Annotated in this window: 23 protein-coding genes; 15 read left to right on the top strand and 8 right to left on the bottom strand. The window is 75.1% G+C overall.

The features are described from left to right. Positions 1-40 precede the first annotated feature (40 nt). Positions 41-598, bottom strand: a complete 558-nt coding sequence (locus F1C15_RS16045) for a MarR family winged helix-turn-helix transcriptional regulator (protein ID WP_056051865.1) — start codon at positions 596-598, stop codon at positions 41-43. 328 nt (positions 599-926) lie between these two features. Here F1C15_RS16045 and F1C15_RS10825 point away from each other — a divergent pair, with 328 nt between their 5' ends. The 3 genes from F1C15_RS10825 (at position 927) to F1C15_RS10835 (ending at position 4,543) form a co-directional block, all read left to right on the top strand. Next, positions 927-1,556, top strand: coding sequence for a hypothetical protein (locus tag F1C15_RS10825; RefSeq protein ID WP_056051868.1), 630 nt, complete (start codon positions 927-929; stop codon positions 1,554-1,556). A 430-nt stretch (positions 1,557-1,986) separates the two neighbouring features. Further along, positions 1,987-3,489 (top strand): signal peptidase I, encoded by a 1,503-nt coding sequence (locus F1C15_RS10830; RefSeq protein ID WP_185231111.1) that lies wholly within the window; start codon positions 1,987-1,989, stop codon positions 3,487-3,489. 70 nt (positions 3,490-3,559) lie between these two features. Further along, positions 3,560-4,543 (top strand): magnesium and cobalt transport protein CorA, encoded by a 984-nt coding sequence (locus tag F1C15_RS10835; protein ID WP_056051876.1) that lies wholly within the window; start codon positions 3,560-3,562, stop codon positions 4,541-4,543. A gap of 238 nt (positions 4,544-4,781) precedes the next feature. Here the strand turns inward: F1C15_RS10835 and F1C15_RS10840 are convergent, their stop codons facing one another. Then, positions 4,782-5,492 (bottom strand): hypothetical protein, encoded by a 711-nt coding sequence (locus F1C15_RS10840; RefSeq protein WP_185231112.1) that lies wholly within the window; start codon positions 5,490-5,492, stop codon positions 4,782-4,784. Position 5,493: 1 nt separating this feature from the next. Then, entirely contained in the window at positions 5,494-6,210 is a 717-nt protein-coding gene (locus tag F1C15_RS10845; protein ID WP_056051881.1) for a B3/4 domain-containing protein, read from the bottom strand. An 89-nt stretch (positions 6,211-6,299) separates the two neighbouring features. Between F1C15_RS10845 and F1C15_RS10850 the strand changes: the two genes are divergently transcribed. Beyond that, positions 6,300-7,163: a DUF805 domain-containing protein gene (locus tag F1C15_RS10850; RefSeq protein ID WP_219731543.1), complete on the top strand. Its 864-nt coding sequence runs from the start codon at positions 6,300-6,302 to the stop codon at positions 7,161-7,163. A 110-nt stretch (positions 7,164-7,273) separates the two neighbouring features. Here F1C15_RS10850 and F1C15_RS10855 read toward each other — a convergent pair whose 3' ends face one another. Continuing rightward, entirely contained in the window at positions 7,274-9,574 is a 2,301-nt protein-coding gene (locus tag F1C15_RS10855; RefSeq protein ID WP_185231113.1) for an alpha-galactosidase, read from the bottom strand. 157 nt (positions 9,575-9,731) lie between these two features. Between F1C15_RS10855 and F1C15_RS10860 the strand changes: the two genes are divergently transcribed. Further along, a complete protein-coding gene (locus tag F1C15_RS10860) occupies positions 9,732-10,946 on the top strand; it encodes an ROK family protein (protein ID WP_185231114.1) in 1,215 nt (404 codons plus the stop codon). Positions 10,947-11,150: 204 nt separating this feature from the next. Here F1C15_RS10860 and F1C15_RS10865 read toward each other — a convergent pair whose 3' ends face one another. Continuing rightward, positions 11,151-12,080: a cation-transporting ATPase gene (locus tag F1C15_RS10865; protein WP_185231115.1), complete on the bottom strand. Its 930-nt coding sequence runs from the start codon at positions 12,078-12,080 to the stop codon at positions 11,151-11,153. Between the two features lie 360 nt (positions 12,081-12,440). Between F1C15_RS10865 and F1C15_RS10870 the strand changes: the two genes are divergently transcribed. From F1C15_RS10870 to F1C15_RS10895, 6 genes are all read left to right on the top strand, one after another. Next, on the top strand, positions 12,441-13,109 hold the full coding sequence (locus F1C15_RS10870) for a hypothetical protein (RefSeq protein ID WP_167261762.1): 669 nt from the start codon (positions 12,441-12,443) through the stop codon (positions 13,107-13,109). After that, positions 13,091-13,978 carry a S26 family signal peptidase gene (locus F1C15_RS10875; RefSeq protein ID WP_185231117.1) on the top strand — a complete coding sequence of 296 codons (888 nt, stop codon included), beginning with the start codon at positions 13,091-13,093 and terminating at the stop codon, positions 13,976-13,978. Before F1C15_RS10870 ends, F1C15_RS10875 begins: the two co-directional genes overlap by 19 nt. Then, positions 13,975-15,471 (top strand): LamG domain-containing protein, encoded by a 1,497-nt coding sequence (locus tag F1C15_RS10880; protein WP_185231119.1) that lies wholly within the window; start codon positions 13,975-13,977, stop codon positions 15,469-15,471. Before F1C15_RS10875 ends, F1C15_RS10880 begins: the two co-directional genes overlap by 4 nt. A gap of 216 nt (positions 15,472-15,687) precedes the next feature. Beyond that, positions 15,688-16,008, top strand: a complete 321-nt coding sequence (locus tag F1C15_RS10885) for an SHOCT domain-containing protein (protein WP_185231121.1) — start codon at positions 15,688-15,690, stop codon at positions 16,006-16,008. A 62-nt stretch (positions 16,009-16,070) separates the two neighbouring features. Then, the gene (locus F1C15_RS10890) at positions 16,071-16,454 is read left to right on the top strand and encodes a carboxylesterase family protein (protein ID WP_185231123.1); all 384 of its coding nucleotides are present in this window, start codon (positions 16,071-16,073) and stop codon (positions 16,452-16,454) included. Next, positions 16,454-16,927: an alpha/beta hydrolase fold domain-containing protein gene (locus F1C15_RS10895; protein WP_255465597.1), complete on the top strand. Its 474-nt coding sequence runs from the start codon at positions 16,454-16,456 to the stop codon at positions 16,925-16,927. Before F1C15_RS10890 ends, F1C15_RS10895 begins: the two co-directional genes overlap by 1 nt. Positions 16,928-17,033: 106 nt before the next feature. On the opposite strand, the gene F1C15_RS10900 is transcribed toward F1C15_RS10895, so the two are convergent. Next, entirely contained in the window at positions 17,034-17,396 is a 363-nt protein-coding gene (locus F1C15_RS10900; RefSeq protein WP_185231125.1) for a hypothetical protein, read from the bottom strand. 923 nt (positions 17,397-18,319) lie between these two features. Between F1C15_RS10900 and F1C15_RS10905 the strand changes: the two genes are divergently transcribed. Continuing rightward, positions 18,320-19,387, top strand: coding sequence for a magnesium and cobalt transport protein CorA (locus tag F1C15_RS10905; RefSeq protein WP_056051908.1), 1,068 nt, complete (start codon positions 18,320-18,322; stop codon positions 19,385-19,387). A 58-nt stretch (positions 19,388-19,445) separates the two neighbouring features. On the opposite strand, the gene F1C15_RS10910 is transcribed toward F1C15_RS10905, so the two are convergent. Both F1C15_RS10910 and F1C15_RS10915 read right to left on the bottom strand, forming a co-directional pair. Then, complete coding sequence (locus F1C15_RS10910; RefSeq protein WP_167261774.1) at positions 19,446-19,742, bottom strand: hypothetical protein; 297 nt, start codon at positions 19,740-19,742, stop codon at positions 19,446-19,448. 83 nt (positions 19,743-19,825) lie between these two features. After that, entirely contained in the window at positions 19,826-21,112 is a 1,287-nt protein-coding gene (locus F1C15_RS10915; RefSeq protein ID WP_185231127.1) for an acyl-CoA dehydrogenase family protein, read from the bottom strand. Positions 21,113-21,315: 203 nt separating this feature from the next. Between F1C15_RS10915 and F1C15_RS10920 the strand changes: the two genes are divergently transcribed. The 3 genes from F1C15_RS10920 (at position 21,316) to F1C15_RS10930 (ending at position 24,204) form a co-directional block, all read left to right on the top strand. Beyond that, positions 21,316-22,383 carry a MetQ/NlpA family ABC transporter substrate-binding protein gene (locus F1C15_RS10920; protein WP_185231129.1) on the top strand — a complete coding sequence of 356 codons (1,068 nt, stop codon included), beginning with the start codon at positions 21,316-21,318 and terminating at the stop codon, positions 22,381-22,383. A 119-nt stretch (positions 22,384-22,502) separates the two neighbouring features. Next, positions 22,503-23,546 carry a methionine ABC transporter ATP-binding protein gene (locus F1C15_RS10925; protein WP_370543630.1) on the top strand — a complete coding sequence of 348 codons (1,044 nt, stop codon included), beginning with the start codon at positions 22,503-22,505 and terminating at the stop codon, positions 23,544-23,546. Further along, a complete protein-coding gene (locus tag F1C15_RS10930) occupies positions 23,539-24,204 on the top strand; it encodes a methionine ABC transporter permease (protein WP_056051911.1) in 666 nt (221 codons plus the stop codon). Before F1C15_RS10925 ends, F1C15_RS10930 begins: the two co-directional genes overlap by 8 nt. Positions 24,205-24,377 lie beyond the last annotated feature (173 nt).

The raw sequence follows: 24,377 nt of genomic DNA on the forward strand, positions 1-24,377 counted from the left end.
CGGGAGGGTCCGGCCGCGAGGAGCGCCGACCGGGGCGGAGCTAGTCGGACGAGGCCGGAGCCTGCGCCGACCCCTCGGCCGCACCGGCAGCGAGGGCCGCCAGGTCGGCGTCCGCCTGCGCCGCCGACCGGACGAGGGAGTCGCCGATCGCGCGCATCGCCGCGGCCAGGAAGTCGAGGTGGTGCGGATCGACCGCGTCGCGGAACGCCCCGCGGTAGAACTCGTCGATCTCGTCGATGGCCTTGCGGCCCGCCGGGGCCAGCTCGAGCACGACGCTGCGCCGGTCGGTGGGGTGCGGGGCGCGGTGCACGAAGCCGGCGGCGCCGAGCCGGTCGATCAGGCTCGTGGTGGCGCCCGTCGACAGCTCGAGCGCCTCGGCGGTGGCCTTGGGCGTCGAGGCGGCGTTCTCGCCGACGAAGCGGAGGCAGCGCAGGTCGCTCGTGCCGATGCCGTAGTAGGTGGCGACGAGGCGCTCCACGCGCTCGTTCTCCTTCTGCAGGGCACGGAACGCGTCGAGGACGCCCGACACGTCGAGCAGCCCGTCGTCGTGGAGGGGAGGCGCGGCGCCGGCGGGCGGCTGGGGGGAGACGTCGGTCATGGGGTGGGCTCCGGGGCCTCGGGGGCGGGTCGTGCGCGAGCGTGCGGGGCGACACGGTGCGGGGGGTCACGACGAGGGGCGAGGTCGACGCCCGCCGAGGGCGGGGAGCGAACTGCCTCGACGACGAGCATAGCTCGGATGACGAGTAGTTCACCCGTCGAGCCATGTCCCCTTGAGTGGGGGCATGCTTCGGCTTGCGTGCTACTCGGGTGACAAGTAACTTGATTGTCGTACCACTTGAGAGACCAACCACTCGGATACCGAGCAAATTGTTCTCCGAGGCTCTCCCCCCAACTTCCCGTTCCACCCCAACCACCTGGAGCTCCCCATGTCGCGTCCCACCCCCCGCCTCGCCCGCCTCGCCGCCTGGATCGCCATCCCCGCCGCCCTCGTCGCCTCCGGCCTCGTCGTCTCGCAGGCCTCCTACTCGGCGTTCTCGTCGACCACGGCCAACCCGACCAGCAACTGGACCGCGGGCAGCGTCGCCCTCACCGACGACGACGGCGGCACCACGGCCGACGGCTCGACCGGCGCCGCGATGTTCCAGGCCACGAACCTCAAGCCCGGCTCGACCGGCTCCAAGTGCATCGCGGTCACCTCGACCGGCTCGCTCGCCTCGGCCGTCAAGCTCTACAGCAGCAGCTACTCGACCACCAAGGCCCTCGGCGACAACATCACGCTGAACATCACGCAGGGCACCGGCGGCGGCTTCGGCTCCTGCACCGGCTACACGCCCGCCCAGGGCGCCGCCGGCGCCGTCTACTCCGGCACGGTCGCCGGCCTCAGCACCGCCGCCACCAACTACGGCAACGGCGTCGGCACCTGGGCGACCGTCGGCGGCACGACCCCCGAGGTCCGCACCTACCAGGTGACCTACACGGTCAACGCCGCGGCGACCAACGCCCAGCAGGGCGGCACCGCCGCCATCGCCCTCACCTGGGAGGCGCAGAACAGCTAGTCGCCCGGCCGCCGGCCCCGACAGCCGGCGGCCCCGACCGCTGAGAGCTCCACCGACTCCCGTCGCCGCTCCTCCCCCCTGCGTCGCGACGGGCCCCACCTCGCCGCCCGCCCCGACCCCCCGCGGGGCGGACGGCGAGGACCTCCTCCGGCCCCCTGAGCCGGCCGGAGGAGCAGCAGCACCGCAGGACGCCCGATCGCCCGCGACGCCGCACCGCACGACAGCACCACCGCACCACCCGGCCCCCCACCTCGCCGGTCGCACGCCCACCCCGAGCACCACCGCACCGCCCCGACGCACCACAGCACCACCGCCCCGCCCGACCCGGAGCGCAGCACGACAGCAGCACCGCAGCACCGCAGCACCGCAGCACAGCACCGCAGCACGACAGCACTCACCACGCACGCACCACGAGACCACGAGGCACGCCATGACCACCTTCGACTTCCTCAGCCCGGCCACCGCCGCGGCGCAGGTCGCCGGGTCGCGGCGTGCCTCTCGGTCGTGGTCGCACTGGCTCCGCCTGCTGGTCGGGGTGCTCTCGCGCACCGTCCTCGCCACCGTGGTGGGCCTCCTCCTCTGGGCCGCCGTCCCCGCCGTGATCGGCTGGACCCCCACGACGGTCATGACCGGCTCGATGGAGCCGCGCATCCACCCCGGCGACGTCGTGGTCGCGAAGCCCGTCGCCGAGTCGGCGATCCGCCAGGGCCAGGTGCTCCTCTTCCAGGACCCCGACCGGGCCGACCACCTCCGCCTGCACCGCTACCTCGACAACGGCGAGGGCACGACGATCGTCACCAAGGGCGACGCCAACCCGCAGGCCGACAGCACCCCGGTCGCCCGCGACGCGGTCGTCGGCGTCGGCTACCTGCGCGTGCCGTACCTCGGCACGCCCTTCGTCTGGGCCCAGGCCGGCCAGACCGGCCACCTGCTCGTCACGGGCAGCCTCCTGATGCTGCTCGTGCTCGGCGCCCGCGCCGACCGCTACCTGCTCAAGGGCCTGGAGGGCCCCGAGGAGTCGCCCCGCACCTCCCGCCGTCCGGTCGCCCTCGCCGGCGGTCGCGTGGCCGCCCGCCGCAGCGTCCGTCGCGCGGCCCGGCTCCGGGTCGCCGGCAGCACGCTCGCCGTGGTCGGCCTCGTCTCGGGCCTCGCCGTGACCCTCGTCGTCTCCGGCGGCGCCGGCGCCGCCTTCTCGGCCCAGGTCGCGAACCCGTCGAGCGCCTTCGGCGCCGCGTCGACCTTCGACTGCCTCACCGACGCGTACAACGACCAGACCTCCTTCGGCTTCTCGTACAACGAGACGTCGGGCACGACGACGGCCGACGGCAGCGCCTTCGCCCGCGTCGGCACCCTGAGCTCCGGCGCCTCGTTCGTCGGCGGCTCGTGCGCGGCGAACTCCAGCCCGTCGCTGCAGCTCGACGGCACCTCGGGCCAGGTCACCACGGCCGTCATGCTCGGCGGGCAGCCCTCGTTCACGGCCGAGACCTGGTTCCGCACGACCACGACCCGCGGCGGCGCCCTCGTCGGCTTCTCGTCGGCGCAGACCGGCACCACCACGACCACCGACCGCGCCCTCTACATGACGAACACCGGCGCCCTCGCGCTCGGCGTCCGACCCACGACCAGCACGGTGAAGACGACCGTCACCCCCCGCGCCTACAACGACGGCGCCTGGCACCACGTCGTCGCGACGCTCTCGAGCACCGCCGGCGTCGTCATCTACGTCGACGGCCAGGCCGTCGTCACCGACACCACCTCGAAGACCGCCCAGGCCGCCACGGGCTACTGGCGAGTCGGCTACGTGCCGCTGACCGGCCTCGGGTCGGCGCCGACCAGCAGCTGGTTCGCGGGCCAGGTCGACGGCAGCACGATCTACAACAACTCGGCGCAGACGGCCTCGCAGGTCCAGACGCGGTTCGCGGCCGGGCACTGACTCACCGCGCCTCCTCGGGGGCTCGACCCGCGCCTCCTCGGGGCGGCCCCCGCTCTGGGAGACTGGCCGGATGCCCCTCCAGATCAACGACGTCTACGTCGACGGCCGCCTGCACGCCTCGCACGACACGCTCGACGAGACGTACGCGGCCCTCGCCGAGACCGGCGGCACCGCGTGGGTCGTGCTCAGCGAGCCCGACGCGGCCGAGCTGGCCTCGCTGCAGCGGCGCTTCGACCTGCACGAGCTCGCCGTCGAGGACGCCGGCTCGGGCCACCAGCGCGCCAAGCTCGAGCGGTACGGCACCACGCTCTTCGTCGTCGTGCGGCCCGCGGTCTACCTCGACGACGAGGAGACCGTGGCCTTCGGCGAGATCCACGGCTTCGTCGGGCCGGATTTCTTCATCGGCATCAACCACGTCTCGCACATCGACGCCCGGCACGTCGCCCGCAGCGTCTCGCGGCTGCGCACCAAGCCCGACCTGCTCGGGGCCGGGCCGCAGGCGATGCTGTGGGCCCTGCTCGACGCGGTCGTCGACGCCTACAAGCCGGTCATCGACGGCCTCGAGAACGACATCGACGAGATCGAGCAGCAGCTGTTCTCCGGGGCGCCCGGCGTCGCGCGGCGCATCTACGAGCTGTTCGGCGAGGTCAGCGACTTCCAGAAGGCGTCGCGGCCGCTGATCGCGATGCTCGACGGGCTGCTGCGCGGCGGCGAGAAGTACGGGCTCGGCACCGAGCTCGAGCGGCGGCTGCGCGACGTGCAGGACCACGTCATCCGCGTCGTCGACCGGGCCGACACCTTCCGCGCCGTACTGCAGAACGCGCTCGCGCTGAACGCCACGCTCGTCGCCCAGGACCAGAACGAGGTCACCAAGCGCATCTCGGCCTGGGCCGCCATCCTCTTCGCACCGACCCTCGTCGGAGCGATCTACGGCATGAACTTCGACGTGATGCCCGAGCTGCACTGGACCCTCGGCTACCCGTTCGCGCTCGGGCTGATGGCCGCTATCGGCGGCGGGCTGTGGGGGGCGTTCCGCCTCAAGCGCTGGTTGTAGGAGGCGCGGGGCCGGGCGCGCGGGGGCGACCGCGGGCCTCGAGGTGACTCGTTCTGGGTGCTCGGCGCGCGTGAGGGCCTGGAACGGGTCACCTCGGTGAACGGGGGAGGCGCGGGCTCGGCCGAGCTCGCCCGGGCGCGAGCCCGCAGGCACCGAGGTGCCCCCTCATGGGCCCTCGGTGCGGGGAAGGGCCCGGGACGGGTCACCTCGGTGGGTGGGGGAGGCGCGGGGCCGCGCGTCAGCGCTGGTAGAGGCGCTTCGCGCCGAGCACGTGGGCGTCGGCGGTCTCGGGGCGGAGCGCGGTGGCGACGGCCTCGTCGCGGTCGAGGTGACCGGGGAAGTTGATGCGCGTGAAGCGGCCCTTCGGGTCGTCGGGCGAGACGGGCAGCACGATCGACGTGCGGCGGAGCGCCTCGGCGAGCACGAGGCGGTGCTCGTCGGTGAGGGTCGCCCCGCGACGGTCGCGCAGGAACGCCTCGACGCGCGCCTTCCCGTCGGCCGACAGGCGCAGGGTGACGACCGGCTCGCGTCGTCGCTGGGGAAGGACGCCGATCTGGGCGGCGTCCACCGACGCGAGCTCGACCGTGCGTGACCCGGCGCGGAGCTCGCCCGTGGCGAGGGAGACCGCGGCCAGCGGCCAGCGGCGGGTACGCGCGACCCAGGCGACCGCCACGGTGACGACGACCAGGGCGAGGGCCGTGCCGATCGTGACGACGACCGGCACGCCGTCGGCAGCGAAGGTGGCCGCGATGTTGACCAGGTGCAGGCTGAGGAGGAAGAGGAAGAACGGCTGCGCGCCGACGCCCCAGACGCTGCGCCAGTCGCGCGTGCCGATCACGACCCAGCCCTGGGGCAGGGCGTCGGGGTCGGGGCCGAGCGTCATCGAGTCCGGGTCGCCCGGGGCCGGGGCCGGGGCCGGGGCGGCAGCGGTGTCGCCGGGGTCGGCCACGTCAGCCGGCTCGGATGATGCGGCGGGCCGTGCGGACGTCGGGGCCGAGCCGGGTCAGGTGCTGCTCCAGGTCGGCGACCGCCGCCTCCAGCTGGTCGTCGGTGAGCGGGTCGAGCGCGTCGAGGACGAACAGGGCCGACGTGGTGTCGTCGCGGAGCGCGGTGCGCGGGCCCTGCCGCCAGTTCCAGCGGCGGCAGGTGACGCCCTCGTCGTCGCACCAGACGACCTCGCCGGCGTCGGGGTGCTCGGTCACGGGCTCGCCGCCCGCGCTCGTCTCGAACGCCTCGTCGCCGACGGCGCGGACGAGGCGGGGCGCTCCGACGTAGCGCGAGAGGTCCTCGCCGCCGAGCGGGATCGCGTGCGAGACCGAGACGGCGTTGTAGAGGTCGGTGAGGCGGTTGACCCGCGGCAGGCCGGACTCCGCGCGGCGGATGAGCGCCTCGGCGCTGTTGCGCGTGCGCTGCGGCTTGGCGCCGAACGCCCGGTACGCGTCGCGCCACGCGGCGACGTGCGGCAGCTGGTCGACGGGCGCCTCCGCCAGGGCCGCGGCGGCCGACCGCTCGGCGGCCTGCAGCAGCGCCTCGCTCTCGTCGTCGCTCGGGCCGGGCACGATGCCGTCGACGGCCACGAGCGCGGCGCGGTAGTCGGGCCGGAGCGCGAAGACGGCGGGGTCGACGGAGGCGGCGGCGAGCAGGCCGGGGAGGTCGCGGTCGGTCATGGGCCCAGCTTGCCACGGGGCGCACGAGGTTCTCTCGGGTCGGTACCCTGGCGACGTCGCAGGGTGCGACGCGAGCAGGGGGGAACGACATGAGCGACGATGGACGGAACGGCCAGGGCGGGCAGGGCCAGGAACAGGGACAGGGACAGGGCGGCGAGCAGGGGCAGCAGCCCGGGGAGGCGCCTCGCTGGCCGTACGGATCGCAGCCCGCGGAGGGCCGGTCGCGGCTGAGCCCGCAGGCGCCGTCGGGGCAGCACCCGTCCGGGGAGCAGTCGCCGTCCGGGCAGCAGCCGCCGTACGGCCAGCCGTCCTCCGGCCAGCCTTCGTACGGGCAGCAGCCGAACGGCCAGCAGCAGCCGCAGTACGGGCAGCAGCCGTACGGCCAGCAGCAGTACGGCCAGCAGCCCTACGGCCAGCAGCCCGGCAGCGCGGTCGCTCCGCCCCAGCCGCTCTACGGCACCCCCGTCCCGCTGGCCGCCGACGGCACGGTGCCGCTCTGGGCGCCCCTGTACGGCGCGGGGCCGGTCGAGTCGATAAAGCGCTTCTTCCAGAAGTACGCGACGTTCTCGGGGCGGGCGAGCCGCAGCGAGTACTGGTGGGCCGTGCTGGTCAACACCGTCGTCTTCATCGTCCTCGGCATCGGCGGCGGCATCGCCGGCGCAGCGGGCGCCACGACCGCGGTCGACGGCACCTCGCAGCCGGGCCCCGGCTTCTACCCGTTCGGCATCGTCCTGGCACTGGTCGCGTTCGGCACGATCATCCCGTGGCTCTCGATCGGCGTCCGTCGCCTGCACGACGTCGACCTCAGCGGCTGGCTGATCCTGCTCAACCTCGTGCCGTACCTCGGCGGCTTCGTGATCTTCATCCTGTCGGTGCTCGGGCCGAAGCCGGGCGGGGCGCGCTTCGACGTGCCCGCTCCCCAGGGGGCCGCACCGCGCCTCCCGCAGGCCTGACCCGTCGCCGAGGCCCCCGGGGGCGCTGACGGCAGCGCGCCCCGGGGGCCTCGCCGTGGCCCCGGGGGCCTCGCCGGGCCCCGGGGCGTCGCCGGGGCCCGGGCGGTGCCCTAGAGCGCGACCGCCTCGATCAGCACGAGCTGCTCAGGGAAGAGGACGGGCGCCTGCACGCCGCCGAGCCGCAGGGCACGGCCGCTCAGCACGACGCCGTCGAGGGCCCAGGCGAGCGGCGACTGGCCGGGCCCGGCGAGCGGGGCCGTCGGGGCCGCGAGGGCCACGCGGTAGTCGCGGTCGTCGTCGAGGCCGGGCAGCGTGACCGGGCCGGGCGGGTAGCTCGCGCTCGTGGCGACCTGGGTGAACGTGTAGAGCGCGCGGCCGAGGTCGGCCGCGACGACGCCGCGGAGGTCCATGCCCGCGTCGGGCAGGTCGGCGTGCACGACGGCCCCCGTGTGCAGCAGGTCGCGGTGGGCCTTGTGCGTGGCGATCCACACGGCCAGCTCGTCGAGGGTCGCGTCGTCGACGTCGGGCGAGCTGATGTCCCACTCGACGCCGAAGTGGCCGGGCAGGGCGACGCCGGCGCGGAACGACAGGTCGTGGCGACGGCCGGTCGAGTGCGACCGGGGGCCGCTGACGTGCGCGCCCATCAGCTCGACCGGCACGAGCAGGCCGGTGTGCTTCTGGTTCACGAGGCGCTCGACGGGGTCGATGCAGTCGCTCGTCCAGATGCGGTCGGTGTGGTCGAGGACGCCGAGGTCGACGCGGGCCCCGCCGGAGGCGCAGCTCTCGATCTCGAGGCCGGGGTGCCGCGTGCGCAGCGCGTCGAGCAGGCGGTAGAGGGCCACGACGTTCTCGTGGACCGCCGGCCGTGCGGGCGAGCCGGCCCCCGCCTCCAGCAGGTCGCGGTTGTGGTCCCACTTCAGGTAGGCGACGTCGTGGTCGCTCACCAGCGCGTCGAGCTGGCCGAGGACGTGGTCGAACGCGTCGGGGTTCGACAGGTCGAGCACCTGCTGCTGGCGCGCGACGGCGGGCAGGCGGCCCTCGCCGGGCCCGAGGACCCAGTCGGGGTGCGCCCGCGCGAGCTCGCTGTCGGGGCTGACCATCTCGGGCTCGACCCAGATGCCGAACTGCATGCCGAGGCCGGTGACGTGCTCGATCAGCGGCGCCAGGCCGTCGGGCCACACCGTCTCGTCGACCCACCAGTCGCCGAGCGACGTCGTGTCGTCACGACGGCCGTGGAACCAGCCGTCGTCGAGCACGAAGCGCTCGATGCCGACGCGGGCCCCGGCGTCGGCCAGGGCGGTGAGCCGGGCGAGGTCGTGGTCGAAGTAGACGGCCTCCCACGTGTTGAGGGTCACCGGGCGCGGCGTCGACGGGTGGCCGGGGCGGGCACGGAGGAGGCGGTGGAAGCGCGACGAGAGCTGCGTCAGTCCGTCGCCCCACGAGCCGATCGACCACGGCGTCTCGTAGCTCTCGCCCGGCCCGAGGCGGACCTCGCCGGGAGCGAGCAGCTCGGCGAGACGGGTGTGCGTCGCGCCCGTGACGATGCGCTCGACGCTGACGCGGTGGTTGCCGCTCCAGGCGAGGTGCGCGGCGTGGACGAGCCCGCGCTCGAACGCGAAGCCGGGCGTGCCGGTCGCGACGAGCAGGGTCGCGTCGGCGCCGGGGCGGCCCCGGCGACTCTCGCGGTCGTACCGGCCGACCGTGAGGGCGTGGCGCTGGGGCGTGCGCTCGCGGAGGTGGCGGCCCGTCGTGTCGAGCACCTCGCCCGCGGTGTGCGGCAGGGGGAAGCTGGCGGCGAGCTCGCCGAGCTCGTAGGTGGCGGCGGTGTCGAGGGCGGCGGCGGCCGAGGCGTCGAGGCCGCGGGCGTCGTCGCCGGTCGAGCCCGCCGCGGTGTTGGACAGGCGGAGGCGCTGGTGCAGCAGGCCGTGCACGTCGAGCCGCAGGGTGACGACGAGGCGCAGCTCGGCGGCGGGGTCGTCGGCGGTGACGGTGACGGTGGTGCCGGGGGAGCCGGCGATGCCGGGGGCGGCGGTGGTGGCGGTGGCGGTGCCGGAGTCGCCGGCGTCGGCGGCGTCGGCGGCGTCGGTCTTGCGGACGTCGAGGTCGGTGACGGTGAAGGCGGGCGAGAAGGAGGCGCCGGCACGGCTGCCGAGGAGCCCCGGTGTGCCCTGCCAGCCGTCGGACTCGAGGGGCAGCAGCGTGAGGCGGGCGGGCTCGTCGATCGCGCCCGAGGTGCGCTGGGGGCGGGAGGCGAGCACGCGGCCGGCCAGGGCGGCGTCGCTCAGCTCGCCGAGGTCGGGGCCCCAGTGGACGATGCTCGGCAGGCCGGCGCCCGAGGCGTCGAGCACGACGCTCGTGCCTCCCTGGCGGAGGTGGAGCTCGGGCGGGACGGCATCGGTGCGGCGCTGCATGGGTTAGTTCTATGACGGAAGGAATGGGGGTGTCAAGTCGGCGTCGGGGCCCTCTCCGCGCCTCCTTTCTGTCCGCAGCGGAAGATATGCTCGGCGGGCCGCGTCTCTGCGGCCTCCGTGGGTCCGCCCGCGGCCGCGACGATGCAGGAGAGTGCCCATGGCGACGACGGAGCCCGCACTGAGCGAGTCCGGTCGCGAGCTCGTGCGCGAGGTGCTCATCCACGGGCCGATCGCGCGGGCGGAGCTGGGGCGTCGGCTGGGGCTGTCGCCCGCGAGCCTGACGCGGCTGAGCAGGCCCTTCCTCGACAGCGGGCTGTTCGTCGAGGGGGCCGTCGAGCTCGCCGGAGCCGTCGGCAGGCCGGCGAAGCCGCTCGACGTGCAGGCCGACCTGCAGCGCTTCGTCGGCGTCAAGCTCACCGGCGACCAGGCGTTCGGCGTGCTGACCGACCTCCGCGCGAGGGCGCTCGGCGAGCACGTCGCCGACCTGGCGGGTCGGTTGCCGGAGGAGGTGGTGGAGGCGCTGGTCGCGGTGGTGCAGGCGCTCACGGCGGGCGGCAGCGGCAGCGGCAGCGGCAGCCGCGGCGTCGGCGTCGGCGTCGCGGGCGTCGAGGGCGTGGAGGGCCTCGCGGGAGTCGGGGTGAGCATCGGCGGCAAGGTGACCGGGCAGCGGACGGTGCTGCGGGCGACGTTCCTCGCGTGGCGGGAGGTCGACCTGGGCGGGATGCTCGCGGAGCGGCTCGGGGTGCCGGTCGTCGTCGAGAACGACGTCGTGGCGCTGACCGAGGCGGAGCGCTGGTTCGGCCTCGGTCGCGGCGTCGACGACTTCGCCGTGGTGACGGTCGGGGCCGGCGTCGGCTACGGCCTGGTGGTCCACGGGCGGCAGGTCGTCACGCCCGACACGGGGCTCGGCCTCGGCGGACACGTCCCCCTCGACCCGACCGGGCCGATCTGCGTCGACGGGCACCGCGGCTGCTCGACGGCGATGCTGTCGACGACGAGCATGTGCGCGTCGGCTGCGGTGGGCCTCGGTCGGCCCGTCACCTACGACGAGCTGCTGGCGCTCGCCGCCTCGGGCGACCCGGTCGCCGTGCAGGTCGTCGGCACGGCCGGCCGCTCGCTCGGCCGGATGGTCGCCGCGGTCGCGAACCTCACGATGGTCGGCACCGTGGTGCTGTCGGGCGAGGGCGTCGGCCTCGTCGACGTGCCCGTCGCCGCGACCGAGCTGCGCGCGGGCATCGCCGCCGACCGCGACCCCGACGCGTCGGAGGTGCGGGTGCTGACCGGCGCCGCGGACTTCGGGGCGTGGGCACGCGGGGCGGCGGCGGTGGCGGTGCAGGCGCGCATCGGGTCGCTGGGGTCGCTCGGGGCGTGAGGCGCGTGGGCTCAGTCGGCCACGGTCTGTGCGGTCAGTTGCCGAATTGGGGGGTGGAGCGGGCTGCTTAGCCCCTCAAAACGGCAACTGAGGTGCGCGGGCGCGGCGCTGGGGTGAGCCGAGCACGACGAGGTGCCTCGAGCTGGGGCTCTGCGGGGGCCGAGGGGCCAGATCGAGGCACCTGGATGGGCAGGGGGAGGCGCGTCAGCGGTCGAAGAGGTCGCCCAGGCCGGGGATCTGGAAGCCCTCGCCGAGGCCGCCGACCTGCTCGCCGAGGCCGGTGAGGCCCTCCTCGCCGGCCTGCGCGAGCCCGTCGACGCCTTCCGTGAGGCCGCCGAGGCCCTCGCCGAGCCCGGCGATGCCCTCCAGCCCGAAGTTCTTCGCCAGGCCGCCGAAGTCGACGCCGTCCGCCAGCGCACCGGAGAGGAGCGGCGCGGCCACGCTGCTGACCGCGGCACCCGCCGCAACCGTCAGGGCGAGACCGCCGAGCGCGGCGACGCCGACCCCGGCCGCCGCACCCGCCGCGAACGTCCCGGCGCCCGAGCCCGTGCGGGAGCCCGAGCCCGAAGTGCCCGTGCCGGTGCCGGCCCCGGCGCCGCCGCCGAACACACGCTGCATCAGGCCGGGGTGCGCCGTCTCGCCCCGCGTCGCCGCGCGGGCGAGGTCGTCGGTGCCGCCGCTGCGGGGCTGCTCGTGGGCGGGCAGCTCCTCGCCGAGGCGGGCCTGCACGAGCTCGCGCTGCTCGGGGGTGAGCCGCGCGAACGCGTCGCGGTGCACCTGCTCGAGCTGCTCCGGCTCGGCCGTGCGCAGGAGGTAGTCGTACTTGCCGAGGGCGACGCGGTCGGCCTCGGAGGCCCGGACCTGCGAGGCGGAGGGCCCCGCCGACGGGGCGGACTGGCGGGGCTGCTGACCGGGGGCGCGCCCCGGGGCCTGGCCCGCGCCTCCTGCACCCTGCTGGCGCTCGTCACCCGTGAGCTTGTCGGCGGCGGTGCGGACGAGGTCGCGCCAGTCCGTGCCGGAACCGGGGCGCGAGTCGCCGCGCCCGCCGGCGGACGACGAAGAAGAGGAGGATGAGGACGACGAGTCGCCGAGCGCTTTCGCGGCGGCGCCCAGGAGCCGCTTGAAGTCGGGCATGGGCACATCGTGGCGGCCCCCGATGTGCAGACCCCCCGGAGAAGCTGCGGGAGTCATCCGAACCGGACGGTCCGCTCGTGCCGGAGCCCCCTCCGCCTCCGCCACCGCGCATCCTGCCGCGTTCGGTGGACGAGGACCGTCGGCGTCGTCGGTCGATCAGACCGGGGCGCAGACGGTACGGCGCGGCACGCCGCCCCGATGCACGATCACGCCTCGAACTGGGGGCACGACGGCCGTGACGCGGCGTCGGGGCTTCGTTTAGCGTCCAGGTCACTGCGCGCGGCGACCCGCCGCCGCGGCCCTGCTCCCGAGGCGGCCGCGACCCCGACACGCGCAGAACGACCCCGAAGGCACTCCACCATGTCCTCCCACGTCTCCCTGCGCCGTCGGCGCGTCCGCACCACGCCGCTCGCCCTCGCGGCCGGCGTCATCGGCTCGATCGTGCTCAGCCTCACGATGACGGGCACGCTCTCGTCGTTCACGGCCAGCATCGCGAACGACAAGAACACCGTCGGCACGGCCTCGCTGGCCATGAAGGAGGCGCTGGTGTCGTCGTCCGTGCCCGGCACGACGAGCGGCACCACCTGCAGCAGCACCGACGGCGGCGCCGGCTCGTCGGCGGCGACCTGCTCGACCATCAACAAGTTCGGCGGCGACACCGCCATGACCCCCGGCGGCCCCGCCGCGACCACGCAGGTCAGCATCCAGGCCACGGGCACGGCCGCCGTCCGCACCTTCACGCTCTCGCCCGGCACCTGCACGCAGACCGCGACGGCCGGCTCCGCCACGACGGGGTCGGCCACCGACCTGTGCAGCAAGATCCGCGTCTCCGTCACGACCGCGGGAGGCGCCTCGGTCTTCTCCGGGACGGCGGCGGGCCTCGCCAGCGGCGGCCCGATCACCCTCACCGCGCCGAGCGGCCAGACGGCCGTGCCCTTCACCTTCGTCGTCTCGCTCGACTCGACGGCCGACAACAGCTACCAGTCGCTGACGGCCTCGATGCCGCTGACGTGGACCTTCACGGCCTGACGTCGGCGCCCCTCGCGCGTCGGCTCGGCGCGCTCCTGCTCGCCGTGGCGGTCGTCGGCGCGGTCGCCCTGGCCGTCGCGGCGGGGGCGTTCCACCACGGGGGAGGGCGCTGGTTCGTCGTGACCTCCTCGTCGATGGGGGAGGCGGCGCCGGTGGGGACGCTGGTGCTCACCGAGCCGACCCGCGCCTCCGGCCCCTCCGCCGACCTGCGCGTCGGCGACGTCGTGACCTTCCGCCCGCCGACCGTGCCGGGCGAGGTGTACACCCACCGGGTCGCGTCGACAGGCGCCGACGGCGTCCGCACCAGCGGCGACACCACCGGGGCCGTCGACCCGTGGCTGCTCGGCGACGACGACCTCGTCGGCCGGGCCGTCGCCCTGCTGCCCGGCGTCGGGTGGCTCGTGCGCGGGCTGCCCTGGCTCGCCCTCGGGGCGCTGGCGGTCTGGGCGGTCGGCACGCGCCTCCGCTCGGACTCGGCGCGCTCGGCCTTCCGCCTCGTCGCGGGCTGCGCCGTGGTGCTCGGCGTCGTGTCGGTGCTGCGCCCGTTCGTCGGGGCCGTGCTGCTCTCGACCACGGTCGACGCCGCGGGCCGGGGCGTCGCCCACGTCGTCTCGACCGGGCTCGTGCCCGTGCGGGTCGCGGCCGAGGGCGGCGGCCACGCCGACCTCGTCAGCGGGGCCGTCGGCCAGGTGCCGGTGCCCGCGGGCGCCTCCGCCGTCGACCTCACGACGTCGCTGCACCTGCCCGTCGTGGGCTGGGTCGTCGTCGCGCTGACCTGCGCCTCGCCGCTGATCGCGGTGCTCACGCTGGGCCTGCCCGCGGGGGAGCCCCGGGCCGAGCGCGGCCGCCGCCGGGCGGAGCCGGCGTGAGCGGGCGGCACCTCGCGCACCGCTCGGCGGCGCCCCGGCTCCGTGCCCTCGCCGCCGTGCTGGCCGTGGCGCTCGTCGCGGGCCTCGGCCTCGTGACCGGCTCCACCGAGGGCACGAGCGCGGCCTTCACGGCGTCCGTCCGCAACACGGGGGACCGCCTGCAGACGGCCACCTACTTCCGGTGCCCCGACGCGTGGGCCCCGCAGCGCGACGGCGCCGTCTTCCAGTGGCCGCTCGACGAGAAGGCGATCGCCCAGCTCGTGCGCGACACCTTCTCGGACACGGCCGGGGCACCGCTCTCCGGCCACACCGGCGACACGGGCGGCACCTGGCTGCGCCACAACTCGAGCGGGAGCACGGAGGTCGTGTTCACGGGCGCGGGCCGCGTGCGGAAGTCGGGCAGCACCTCCTTCGTCCTGTACCGCTCGGAGCCCGCCTCGAGCAGCCCGAACTACACGGTGAGCGCCGACGTGTTCGTGCGCAGCACCGTCGCCGCCGACGCCGTGGGGCTGGTGGGCCGCCTCAACACGGGCTCCGCGACCAGCACGACCGGCACCTACTACACGGCCCGCTACGAGCAGGCCGACAAGCGCTGGGCGCTGTGGTCCGTCGTCGACGGCGGCCAGACCCTGCTCGGGACGTCGCCCGCGACGCTCGCCGACGGCAGCACGACGCGGTTCTCGCTCGACCTGGTGGGGTCGACGATCCGCGTGCTCGTCGGCGGCGCGCAGGTGATCGCCGTCACCGACACCAGCATCACCGAGACGGGCCGAGCCGGCCTCGCGGTGGGCACCCCCGGCGGCTCGGCCTACGCGACGAGCGACACCACCGGCCTGCAGCTCGACGCCTTCGTGGTGCAGCCGACGCAGCGAGCGACCGACGTCTCCGGGCACGGCGCGACCGGCGCCTACGTCGGCTCGCAGGGCACCCTCGCCCGCCCTCCCCTGCCGAGCTGCCCCCGCGACCCCGGGGCCGCCTACGACCCCGACGGCAGCACGAGCTACGTCACGCACCCGACGAAGCAGTCCGACCCGCAGACATTCAGCATGGAGACCTGGTTCCGCACCACCAGGCCGCAGGGCGTCGTCATCGGGTTCGGCGACTCCGCCACGGGCACCTCGACGCAGGCCGACCGTCTGCTCTACGTGAGCGCCGAGGGGCGCCTGATCTACGGGCAGCGGCCGCGCAACGTGCAGACGATCCGCACCACGACGTCCGTCACGGACGGGGCCTGGCACCACGTCGCCGTGACGTACACGCCGAAGGGCGGCATGACGATGTACCTCGACGGGCGTCGCGTCGCCTACGACGCGACGGTGCAGTCGGCGATGAACTACGACGGGTACTGGCGCGTCGGGGCCGGCACGATCCCCTCGGGGTGGCCCGTGACCCCCGACTCGCCCTACTTCGTCGGAGGGCTGCGCTACGCGGCCGTCTACTCGGTGGTGCTGACCGAGGAGCAGGTGCGGCAGCACTGGGAGGCGGGGCGGTAGGAGGCGCGGGTCGGCCGGGGCGCGGGTCGGCCGGGGTGCGGGGCGGCCGGGGGACGCGGGGCGGCCGGGGGACGCGGGGCGGCCGGGCTCGAGTGGTCACGAACTGCTCCTCCCGGGCGCCGGGAGGAGCAGTTCGTGACCACTCGGAGGGCCCCGGGCCGGGCCGGGGCGGACGGGGGCGTGGACCGGTCGGTCGGGGCCTGCGAGACTGAGGCGATGTCACCCGTGCTCGCAGTCCTCCCCGGCTCCAGCCCCGGCGCCTTCGACACCGGCGTCACGCTCGCCGGCTTCGTCATCGGCGTCATCGTCGTCGCGATGGTGGTGCTCATCGTGGTCAAGGTCGTGTCGGCCCGGCGTCGGGGGATCAACCCGTTGACGTTCGACGCCGAGCTCGCGGCGAAGCTCCGCGACTCGTCGGTGCTGCAGCCCGAGAAGTCGGTCGAGGCGCGCCTCGCCGAGATCGACGACCTGCACGGCCGTGGGGTCATCACCGACGCCGAGCGGGAGTCGGCGCGGGCGTCCGTCCTGCGCGGGTGAGCGGGCTGGGGGCGGGGCGTGCTCCGGGGGCGGGGCCCGCGACTCCCTCAGGCCCCGCGCCGGTGGACGACGTCGTCGCCGGGGTGCCGGTGCGGCGGTACGCGGCGGCGGTGCCCGCCGGGGACGGACCCGAGGAGGCGCGGTCGGCCCCCGTGCTCGTCTGGGCCCACGGCGGAGGGTTCTTCCGGGGCGGGCTCGACCAGCCGGAGGCGCACGAGGTCGCGTCCGCCCTGGCACGCCGCGGGGTCGGCGTGGTCACGGTCGACTACCGGCTGACGCCGTGGCCGCTCGTCGGGCGGGTCGGGCGGGTCGCGTCGGTGGGCCCGGTCGCGCGGGTCGGGCGAGCGGGGCGCGACGGGCGTGGACGCACGCGGTTCCCGGGGCCGGTCGACGACGTGTCGGCGGTCTGGCGGACGTCGCGGAGGCCACGCCCGGCGGTGCGCTGATCGGCGGGGCGAGCGCGGGGGCGTGCCTCGCCGCGGCCGCCACCCTGCGGGCCATCGACGAGGGGGCGGCGCCGCGCGGGGTCGTGCTCGGCTACGGCTTCTTCCACCCCGTGCTGCCGGTCGACCGGGCACTGCAGCGGTCGGTGCGCGGGCACCGGAGGCTGTCGCACTCCCGCTGGGGGCTCGACCTGATGAACCGGAACTACGCCGGCACCGCCGCGGCGCTCGCCGAGCGGCACGCCTTCGCCGGCGGGCAGGACCTCGCCGGGTTCCCGCGCACGCTCATGGTCGACGCCGAGGCGGACTCGATGCGGGCCTCGGGCGACGCGTTCGCGCGCGAGCTGGCGGCGTCGGGCGCGGAGCTCGATCGGCACGTGCTGCCGGGAACTAGGCACGCCTTCCTCGACCGGCCGCGGCTGGCGGAGTTCGGGGCGGCGGTGGAGCTCGTCGCGGGGTGGTGCCTGCGGAGGTGAGGGGTGCGGACTTCGGCTCGTGGGCTGGTCCGGGGGTCGGGGTCGGGGTCGGGGCCGGGGGCCGGGCTCGGATTCGGGCTCGGCATCAGGCGTCGGGGCGGTCAGCTCAGGGTCGGTCGGCGACGGCGCGCACGGCGGCGGCCGACGACCGGGCGTTCGCTCCGAGCAGGCCGAGCACGAGGGCGACGACGGCGGCCGCGACCAGCACGACGATCATCGGCCAGGGGGCGGCGACGGCGAGGCCGACGACGACGAGCAGCACGCCGAGCACCGCGGCGGCGATGGGCAGCGTCCACCCCGGCAGCCGGTTCGCCCGCGACGACCAGCTCGGCATCGTCGCCCACTCGTGCGCGGCGCGGCGCACGGCCGGGTCGGGGTGCGCCTCGCCCCGGCCCGCGAGGCGGACGACCTCGACGCGCGTGGCGGTCGGCAGGTCGGCCCAGGTGAGCGAGGCGGCGGGGGCGGTCACGGAGGCGAGCGTAGCGGGCGGCCGGCGCAGGAGCGGGCGGTGGGCATGGGCGCGGGTGCCGGCGCCGACGCCGACGCCGACGCCGGGCAGGGGTCGGCACCAGCGCGGGCACCGGAAGACGCGAGTGATCTCGCCCGTCGACCCGCGCCTCCCGCCTGTATTCGTCGGTCCCGCGCCGATCTCTCTCAAATTTGAGAGAACGGCCGTGCCGCGTGAGGCAGGGGCGGGGCCGTCGGGGGAGGAGGTCGGGGGCGCGGGGGGCAGAACGCGAGTGATCCGGGTCGTCGGCCCGCGCCTCCCGCCTGTCTTCGTCGGTGTCGGGCCGATCTCTCTCAAATTTGAGAGGGGGGCACGCGGACGGGCGTCGATGAGCGGGGGAAGAGACGGAGCGGGGGAGGAGACGGACCGGCGAGGAGACGGACCGGGGGAGGCGCGGGGCGGGCCGGTGCGACTGCGTAGGGATGCCGTGAGGAGGCTCCCGCCCCGACACCCCCGCGCACTATGCTGCGGGAGGCCCGCGAGGGCGCGCCCGCCTCGGGACGCTCATGCCACGGGCCCGGCGCACGGGCCCGACCCGCACGCACCCCGCACCCCGCACCACGCACCACGCACCACGCACCACGCACCACGCACCACGCACCACCCCGCACGCCCGACCACGAACGCACGACCGAGAGGCAGGTGACTCGCGACATGACCGGTGATCATGATCGTCAGGGACGCCCTCGCCTCGTCGGCGGAGCGTTCCGGATCTGACCGGCTCGGCCCGCCCCGCGGGTCGGCACCCGGCTCGGCCCGCCCGGCGGCCGAGGCTCCCCGGCCGCCCCGGCCCCCCGCGCCGGCGCAGCCCGCGCGCCCCCGCGCGCCCGCACCGGCCCCCGTCGCTCGCTCCCCTGCCTCCTGCACCGACAGGAGACCCGCCCATGGCACTCATCGACAACGGCATCTACGTCGGCGGCACCCGCACGCGGACGCCCGCCGACCTCCGCGAGACCTACGCCGCCCTCGACGACACCGCGGGCGGCCTCGCCTGGATCGGCCTCTTCCGCCCCAGCCCCGCCGAGCTCGACTCGGTGGCGGCCGAGTTCGACCTGCACCCGCTCAGCGTCGAGGACGCCCGCAAGGGCCACCAGCGCCCCAAGCTCGAGCGCTACGGCGAGACGCTCTTCATCGTGCTGCGCTCCGCCTGGTACGACGACGAGCGCGAGGCGGTCGAGTTCGGCGAGGTGCACCTCTTCGCGGGGCCGCGCTTCGTGCTCACCGTGCGGCACGCCGAGCGCCCCGACCTCGGCCAGGTGCGCAAGCGCCTCGAGGCCGACCCGGAGTTCCTCGCGAAGGGGTCCGAGGCCGTGCTCAGCCGCGTGCTCGACGAGCTGGTCGACGGCTACGCCCCCGTCGTCGCGGGCCTCCAGGACGACATCGACGAGATCGAGGACGACCTCTTCGACGGCCAGGTCGACCCCGAGTCGTCGAAGCGCATCTACCAGCTGCTCTCGGAGGTGATCGGCTTCCAGCGCGCCATCGGGCCCCTGCCCGAGATGGTCGACTCGCTGCTGCGCGGCGCCGCCAAGTACGGCACCGACGACGAGGTGCAGGCGCAGCTGCGCAACGTGCTCGACCACACCATCCGCATCACCGAGCGCGCCGACACCTTCCGCGTGCTGCTCGAGAACGCCCTGACCCTGCACTCGACGCTCGTCACCCAGGAGCAGAACGACGCGATGCGCCGCATGACCAGCGCCAGCCTCGCCCAGGGCGAGGAGAGCCGCCGCCTCGCCCGCGCCTCGATGGAGCAGGGCGAGGAGGTCAAGAAGATCTCGTCGTGGGCGGCGATCCTCTTCGCGCCGACCCTCGTCGCGTCGATCTACGGCATGAACTTCGACGTGATCCCCGAGCTGCACTGGCGCTTCGGCTACCCGTTCGCGCTCGGGCTCATGCTGCTGCTCGGCGTCGCCCTCTGGCTCGTCTTCAAGAAGAAGCACTGGCTGTAGGAGTCGCGGGCCGGCCCCCGCAGGGAGCCCGCGTCGCCCGCACCCCGTGACCCGCGCCTCACACCGGGCGGTCGTCGTCGGGGGGCTCGGCGCCCGCTTCGTCGTAGGTCACCAGATCGGCGTTCGCGTAGCCGAGCCGCTGCAGGTGGAACGACAACGACTGCAGGGCCGAGGCGGTGAGCCAGGCGAGGCCCGTGCCGGCCAGGAACCACCACTGGCCCGAGAGGACCGCCGCGAGGACGAACCCCACCCCGAGCGCCGTGCACGCCCCAGCGGCCGTGTAGGCCAGCTCGCGCGGCACCATCCCCCAGATCTTCTCGTCTTCGAGAACGGTGATCTGGACGGGCTCGTGCATGCCCTGAACCTACCCGCGACCGGGCGCGCCGCATCGAGATGCCTCGTTCTGGGGCGTCGAGGTCGGCAGGGGCGCAGGACGCGTCACCTCGGTGTCGCGGGCGCGGGCGCGCCGGCGGGCGCGCCGGGCGCCGCGGGCAGCACGCCGTTGAGGCGGTAGTCGCCGACGGCGCGCTCGCGGAGGATCGCCGGGTTGTGCGACGCGATCGTCCGCGCGTTCCGCCAGTGGCGGTCGAGCGCGAGCTCCGTGTCGACCGCGGAGGCGCCTCCCACCTCGAAGAGGGAGGTCGCCGCCTCGAGCACCAGCGGCAGCACGACCTGCTGCGCCTCGAAGACCCGCACGAGCGCCTCTTCCCAGCGGGCGCCGTGGCCGTCGTCGGCGGCGCCCGCGCGGTCGGCGGCGTCGACGTGCCGGACCGCGGCGAGGGTGATCGCCTCGACCGACGACGCGATGCTCGACAGCCGCCCGACGACGCGCTGTACGAGCGGGTCCTCGCGGGGCGACGACGTGCCGCCGACGCCGAAGGTGCGCGTGCGGGGCCGCACGAACGCCACCGCGTCGCGGACGACCGCCCGCGCGGTGCCGCTCAGCGCCGCGAGCAGCACCAGCTGGTAGAGCGACTGCGCGTGCGCGAGCGGGCGGCGCTCGGCGTTCTCGCCCCACGGGATGACCTGGCGCGGGTCGACCACGACGTCGTCGAAGACCGTCGTGCCGCTGCCGGTGAGCCGCTGGCCGAAGCCGGCCCAGTCGTCGACGCGGGTGACCCCGGGAGCGTCGGCCCGCACGCTCAGCGCGACCCGCTCGCCGTCGCGGTCGCCCCCGACCCGCACCGCCCCGACCCAGATCCAGTCGGAGTAGATCGTGCCGGTGCTGTAGTACTTGCGACCGGTGAGCACGAGGTCGTCGCCGCGCTGCTCGAGCCGCGTCGTCACCTCGGTCGCCGCACCGCGCTCGGCCTGGGCGTTGCCGACGAGGACGTCGCCCGCGGCCAGCCGGTGCAGCCACTCGTCGCGCAGCGGCCCGTCGGGCTGCGCCCGCTGCGTCTCGACGAAGGCCACGTGCCCGCGGAGCAGCTGCGGCAGGTTCGAGTCGGCCTCCCCGAGCCGGACGAGGAGGCGGTACTCCTGTTCCAGCGACGCTCCCCACCCGCCGTGCGAGACCGGCACCCGCAGCGCGCCGAACCCGGCCCGTCGCAGCTCGTCGACCTCGGCCACGGGGAGGCGGCGCTCGCGCTCCCGGGCGACGGCGCCGGCCGCGATGCGCTCCAGCACCGGAGCGAACGCGGCCTCGACGCGGGCGTCGACCCGCGCCTCCTCGGGGCTGCCCTGCTCGCCCGTCGTCCGGTCGGTGGTCTGCGTGTCGTGGCTCATGAGGTCCTCTCGGTCGAGCTCCATTCCTCGCAGACGGACGGCTGCCCGGCCACCCCGGGCGTCACGCGACGACACGTCCCGTCACGCACCGTCACTCTCCGTCACGCGTCGACACGGACGCTTCACCGACGGCCTCCCGGCTGGCACAGTCGCTCCCCACCAGCACCACCACGATCACCACGACGAGACCCAGGGGAGACGCCATGAGCGAGCAGCACGACCACCACGACGACCAGGCCGGCCGCACCGACGGGGCCGAGGGGCACGACCCGGCACCCGGCGCCGAGAGGGCCGACCGGCCCGCGGGCGGCCTCCGCGCCGGCCTCGACGAGGCGCGCCGGAAGCGGCGCCGAGCGCTCTTCACCGTGCTCGGCGTCGCCGGCGTCGCGGCGCTCGTCGGCGGGGGAGTGCTCGTCGGCACCGCCGTCGGGGGCGGCACCGACCCGGCCGACGCGGCGGACGGCGACGTCGAGCGGCTCAGCGTCCGCATCGCGGGCAGCGGCGAGAGCGAGCTGCAGGACGCGGTGGCGACGGTCGCGGCGGAGGACGGCCTCGACGTGGAGTGGGTCAACTTCGACGACTGGACGCTGCCCAACTCGGCGCTCGTCGCGGGCGAGGTCGACGCGAACGCGTTCCAGCACACGGCCTTCCTCAGCGCGTACAACACGGCGAACGACACCGACCTGACGCCCGTGTTCTCGACGTCGATCAGCCAGTGGGGCGTCTTCTCGGCGACGAAGTCGTCGCTCGACGAGCTCGGGCAGGGCGACCACGTGGCGATCCCCGACGACGCGGCGAACAGCGGACGGGCCCTCGGGATCCTCGAGGCGGCCGGCCTGATCGAGGTCGACGACGGGGCCGGGATCTTCCCGACCGTCGACGACGTCACGGAGAACGACCTCGGCCTGCAGTTCGTGCCCATCGGCGCGACGACCATCCCGACCCAGTTCGACGACCCGAGCATCGACGCGGTCGTCGTCGGCACGTCGTACTTCGACCCCTCGCAGGAGATCGACGCCGACGACGCGCTCTACCTCGACGACGCGCTGAGCGACGGCTCGCGACCCTACGTCAACGCGGTCGTCACCCGGGCCGACGACGTCGACGACCCCGCGTGGGACGTGCTCGAGGACGCCTACGCCGACCCGCGCGTCGCCGAGGCGCTCGAGCGCGACTCGTTCGGGGCCGTGGTGCTGGTCGACGTGTCGGCCGACGACCTCCGGGCGACGCTCGCCGAGCTCGAGGCGGCGGCCCGCGAGCAGGCGTCGTGAGCGCGGCGGGGGGCACCGCGGCGGCCGTGGCCGTCGGCGGGGCGGGCGCGGACCTCGGGGAGGCGGGCCTCGCCCTCGGGGAGCCGGGCGCGGCGACCGAGCCGACCCGCGACTCCTCGGTGACCGGGGCGGGCGACGCGATCGTGGAGTTCCGCGGGGTCTCGAAGTCGTACGAGGTGCAGGGCCGCCGGGTCGACGCGCTGCGCGACGTGAGCCTGTCGGTCGAGCGCGGCGACGTCTTCGGCATCGTCGGCTGGTCGGGGGCCGGCAAGTCGACGCTGCTGCGGACGGTCAACGCCCTGGAGCGGCCCACGGCGGGCTCGGTGCACGTCGACGGACGCGAGATCTCGGCGCTGCGGGGGCGGCAGCTGCACCGGGCGCGGCAGCGCATCGGCATGGTCTTCCAGCAGTTCAACCTGCTCCAGTCGCGCACGGTCTACGGCAACGTGGCGTACCCGCTGCGGCTCGCCGGGCTCTCGCGCGACGCGACCGTCGACCGCGTCGAGGAGCTGCTCGACTTCGTCGGCCTCGGCCACAAGGCGCTCGACCACCCGTCGCAGCTCTCGGGCGGGCAGAAGCAGCGGGTCGGCATCGCCCGGGCGCTCGCGACGAAGCCCGACGTGCTGATCAGCGACGAGGCGACGAGCGCCCTCGACCCGCAGACGACCGGCGAGGTGCTCGACCTGCTCCGCCGCGCGAACGACGAGTACGGCGTGACCATCCTGCTCGTGACGCACGAGATGGACGTGATCCGCTCGATCGCCGACCGGGTCGCGGTGATGCAGGACGGCGAGGTCGTCGAGACCGGCTCGGTCTACGACGTCTTCGCGTCGCCGCGGCACCCGACGACGTCGCGGTTCGTCTCGTCGGTGCTGCACCACCGGGCGTCCGCGGCCACGCTGACGCGCATCCGCCAGGTGCACACGGGCCGGCTCGTGCACCTGCACGTCGTCGACCGCGACTCGAACGACCCCTTCCTGTCGCGGGTCGCCCGCGAGCACGGCGTCGACGTCAACGTGGTCTACGGCGGGGTGAGCGAGCTGCAGTCGCGGCTGTTCGGCGACCTGACCGTCGAGCTGCTCGGCGACGACGACCGGGTGGAGGCGGCGCTCCGCGACCTGCGCCGCACGACGACGGTGGAGGAGGTGGGGGCCCGTGCGTGACCTCGACCCCGCGGTGCTCTGGCCGAAGATCGGTGCGGCGCTGCTGCAGACGCTCCAGATGGTGACGGTGTCGTTCGTGCTCGCGACGCTCTTCGGGCTGCTGCTCGGCCTCGTGCTCTACTCGACGCGGCGCGGAGCGCTGCTCGAGAACGCGGCGGTGTCGACGGCGCTGAACGCGGTGATCAACGTGGTGCGGCCCATCCCGTTCATCATCCTGATCGTGGCGATCTCGCCGCTGACGAGGGCGGTGATCGGCACCAGCATCGGCACCGGCGCCGCGATCTTCGCGCTGACGATCGTGGCGACGTTCTCGATCGCGCGGATCGCCGAGACCAACCTCGTCGCCGTCGACCGCGGCGCCGTCGAGGCCGGCGCGGCGATGGGTGCGTCGCCGCTGCGGGTGCTCGGCACGATCGTGGTGCCGGAGGCGCTCGGCCCGTTGACCCTCGGGCTCACCTACATCTTCGTCGCCCTGGTCGACGCGACCGCGGTCGCGGGCCTCGTGGGCGGCGGCGGGCTGGGCAACCTCGCCATCACCTACGGCTACCAGCGCTTCGACACCGTGGTGATGGTCACGGTCATCGTGCTGATCATCGTGCTGGTGCAGGCGGCGCAGCTGCTCGGGAACCGGGTGGCGCGGAGGGTGCTGCACGCGTGAGGGGTTCGGGCGGCGCCGCGGGCACGCCGTGCTCGTGCACGTGTCCTCCTGGTGAGTTGCCATTTTGGGGGGCTCATGAGCGCCTGGAGGCCCTCAAAGTGGCAACTCAGGGGACGCGGTGATCGAGGTGACTCGTCCTGAGGTCTCGACGGCGTGGGGGGCCCAGGACGAGT

It is taken from the genome of Frigoribacterium sp. NBH87 (assembly GCF_014217665.1).
GTDB lineage: Bacteria > Actinomycetota > Actinomycetes > Actinomycetales > Microbacteriaceae > Frigoribacterium > Frigoribacterium endophyticum.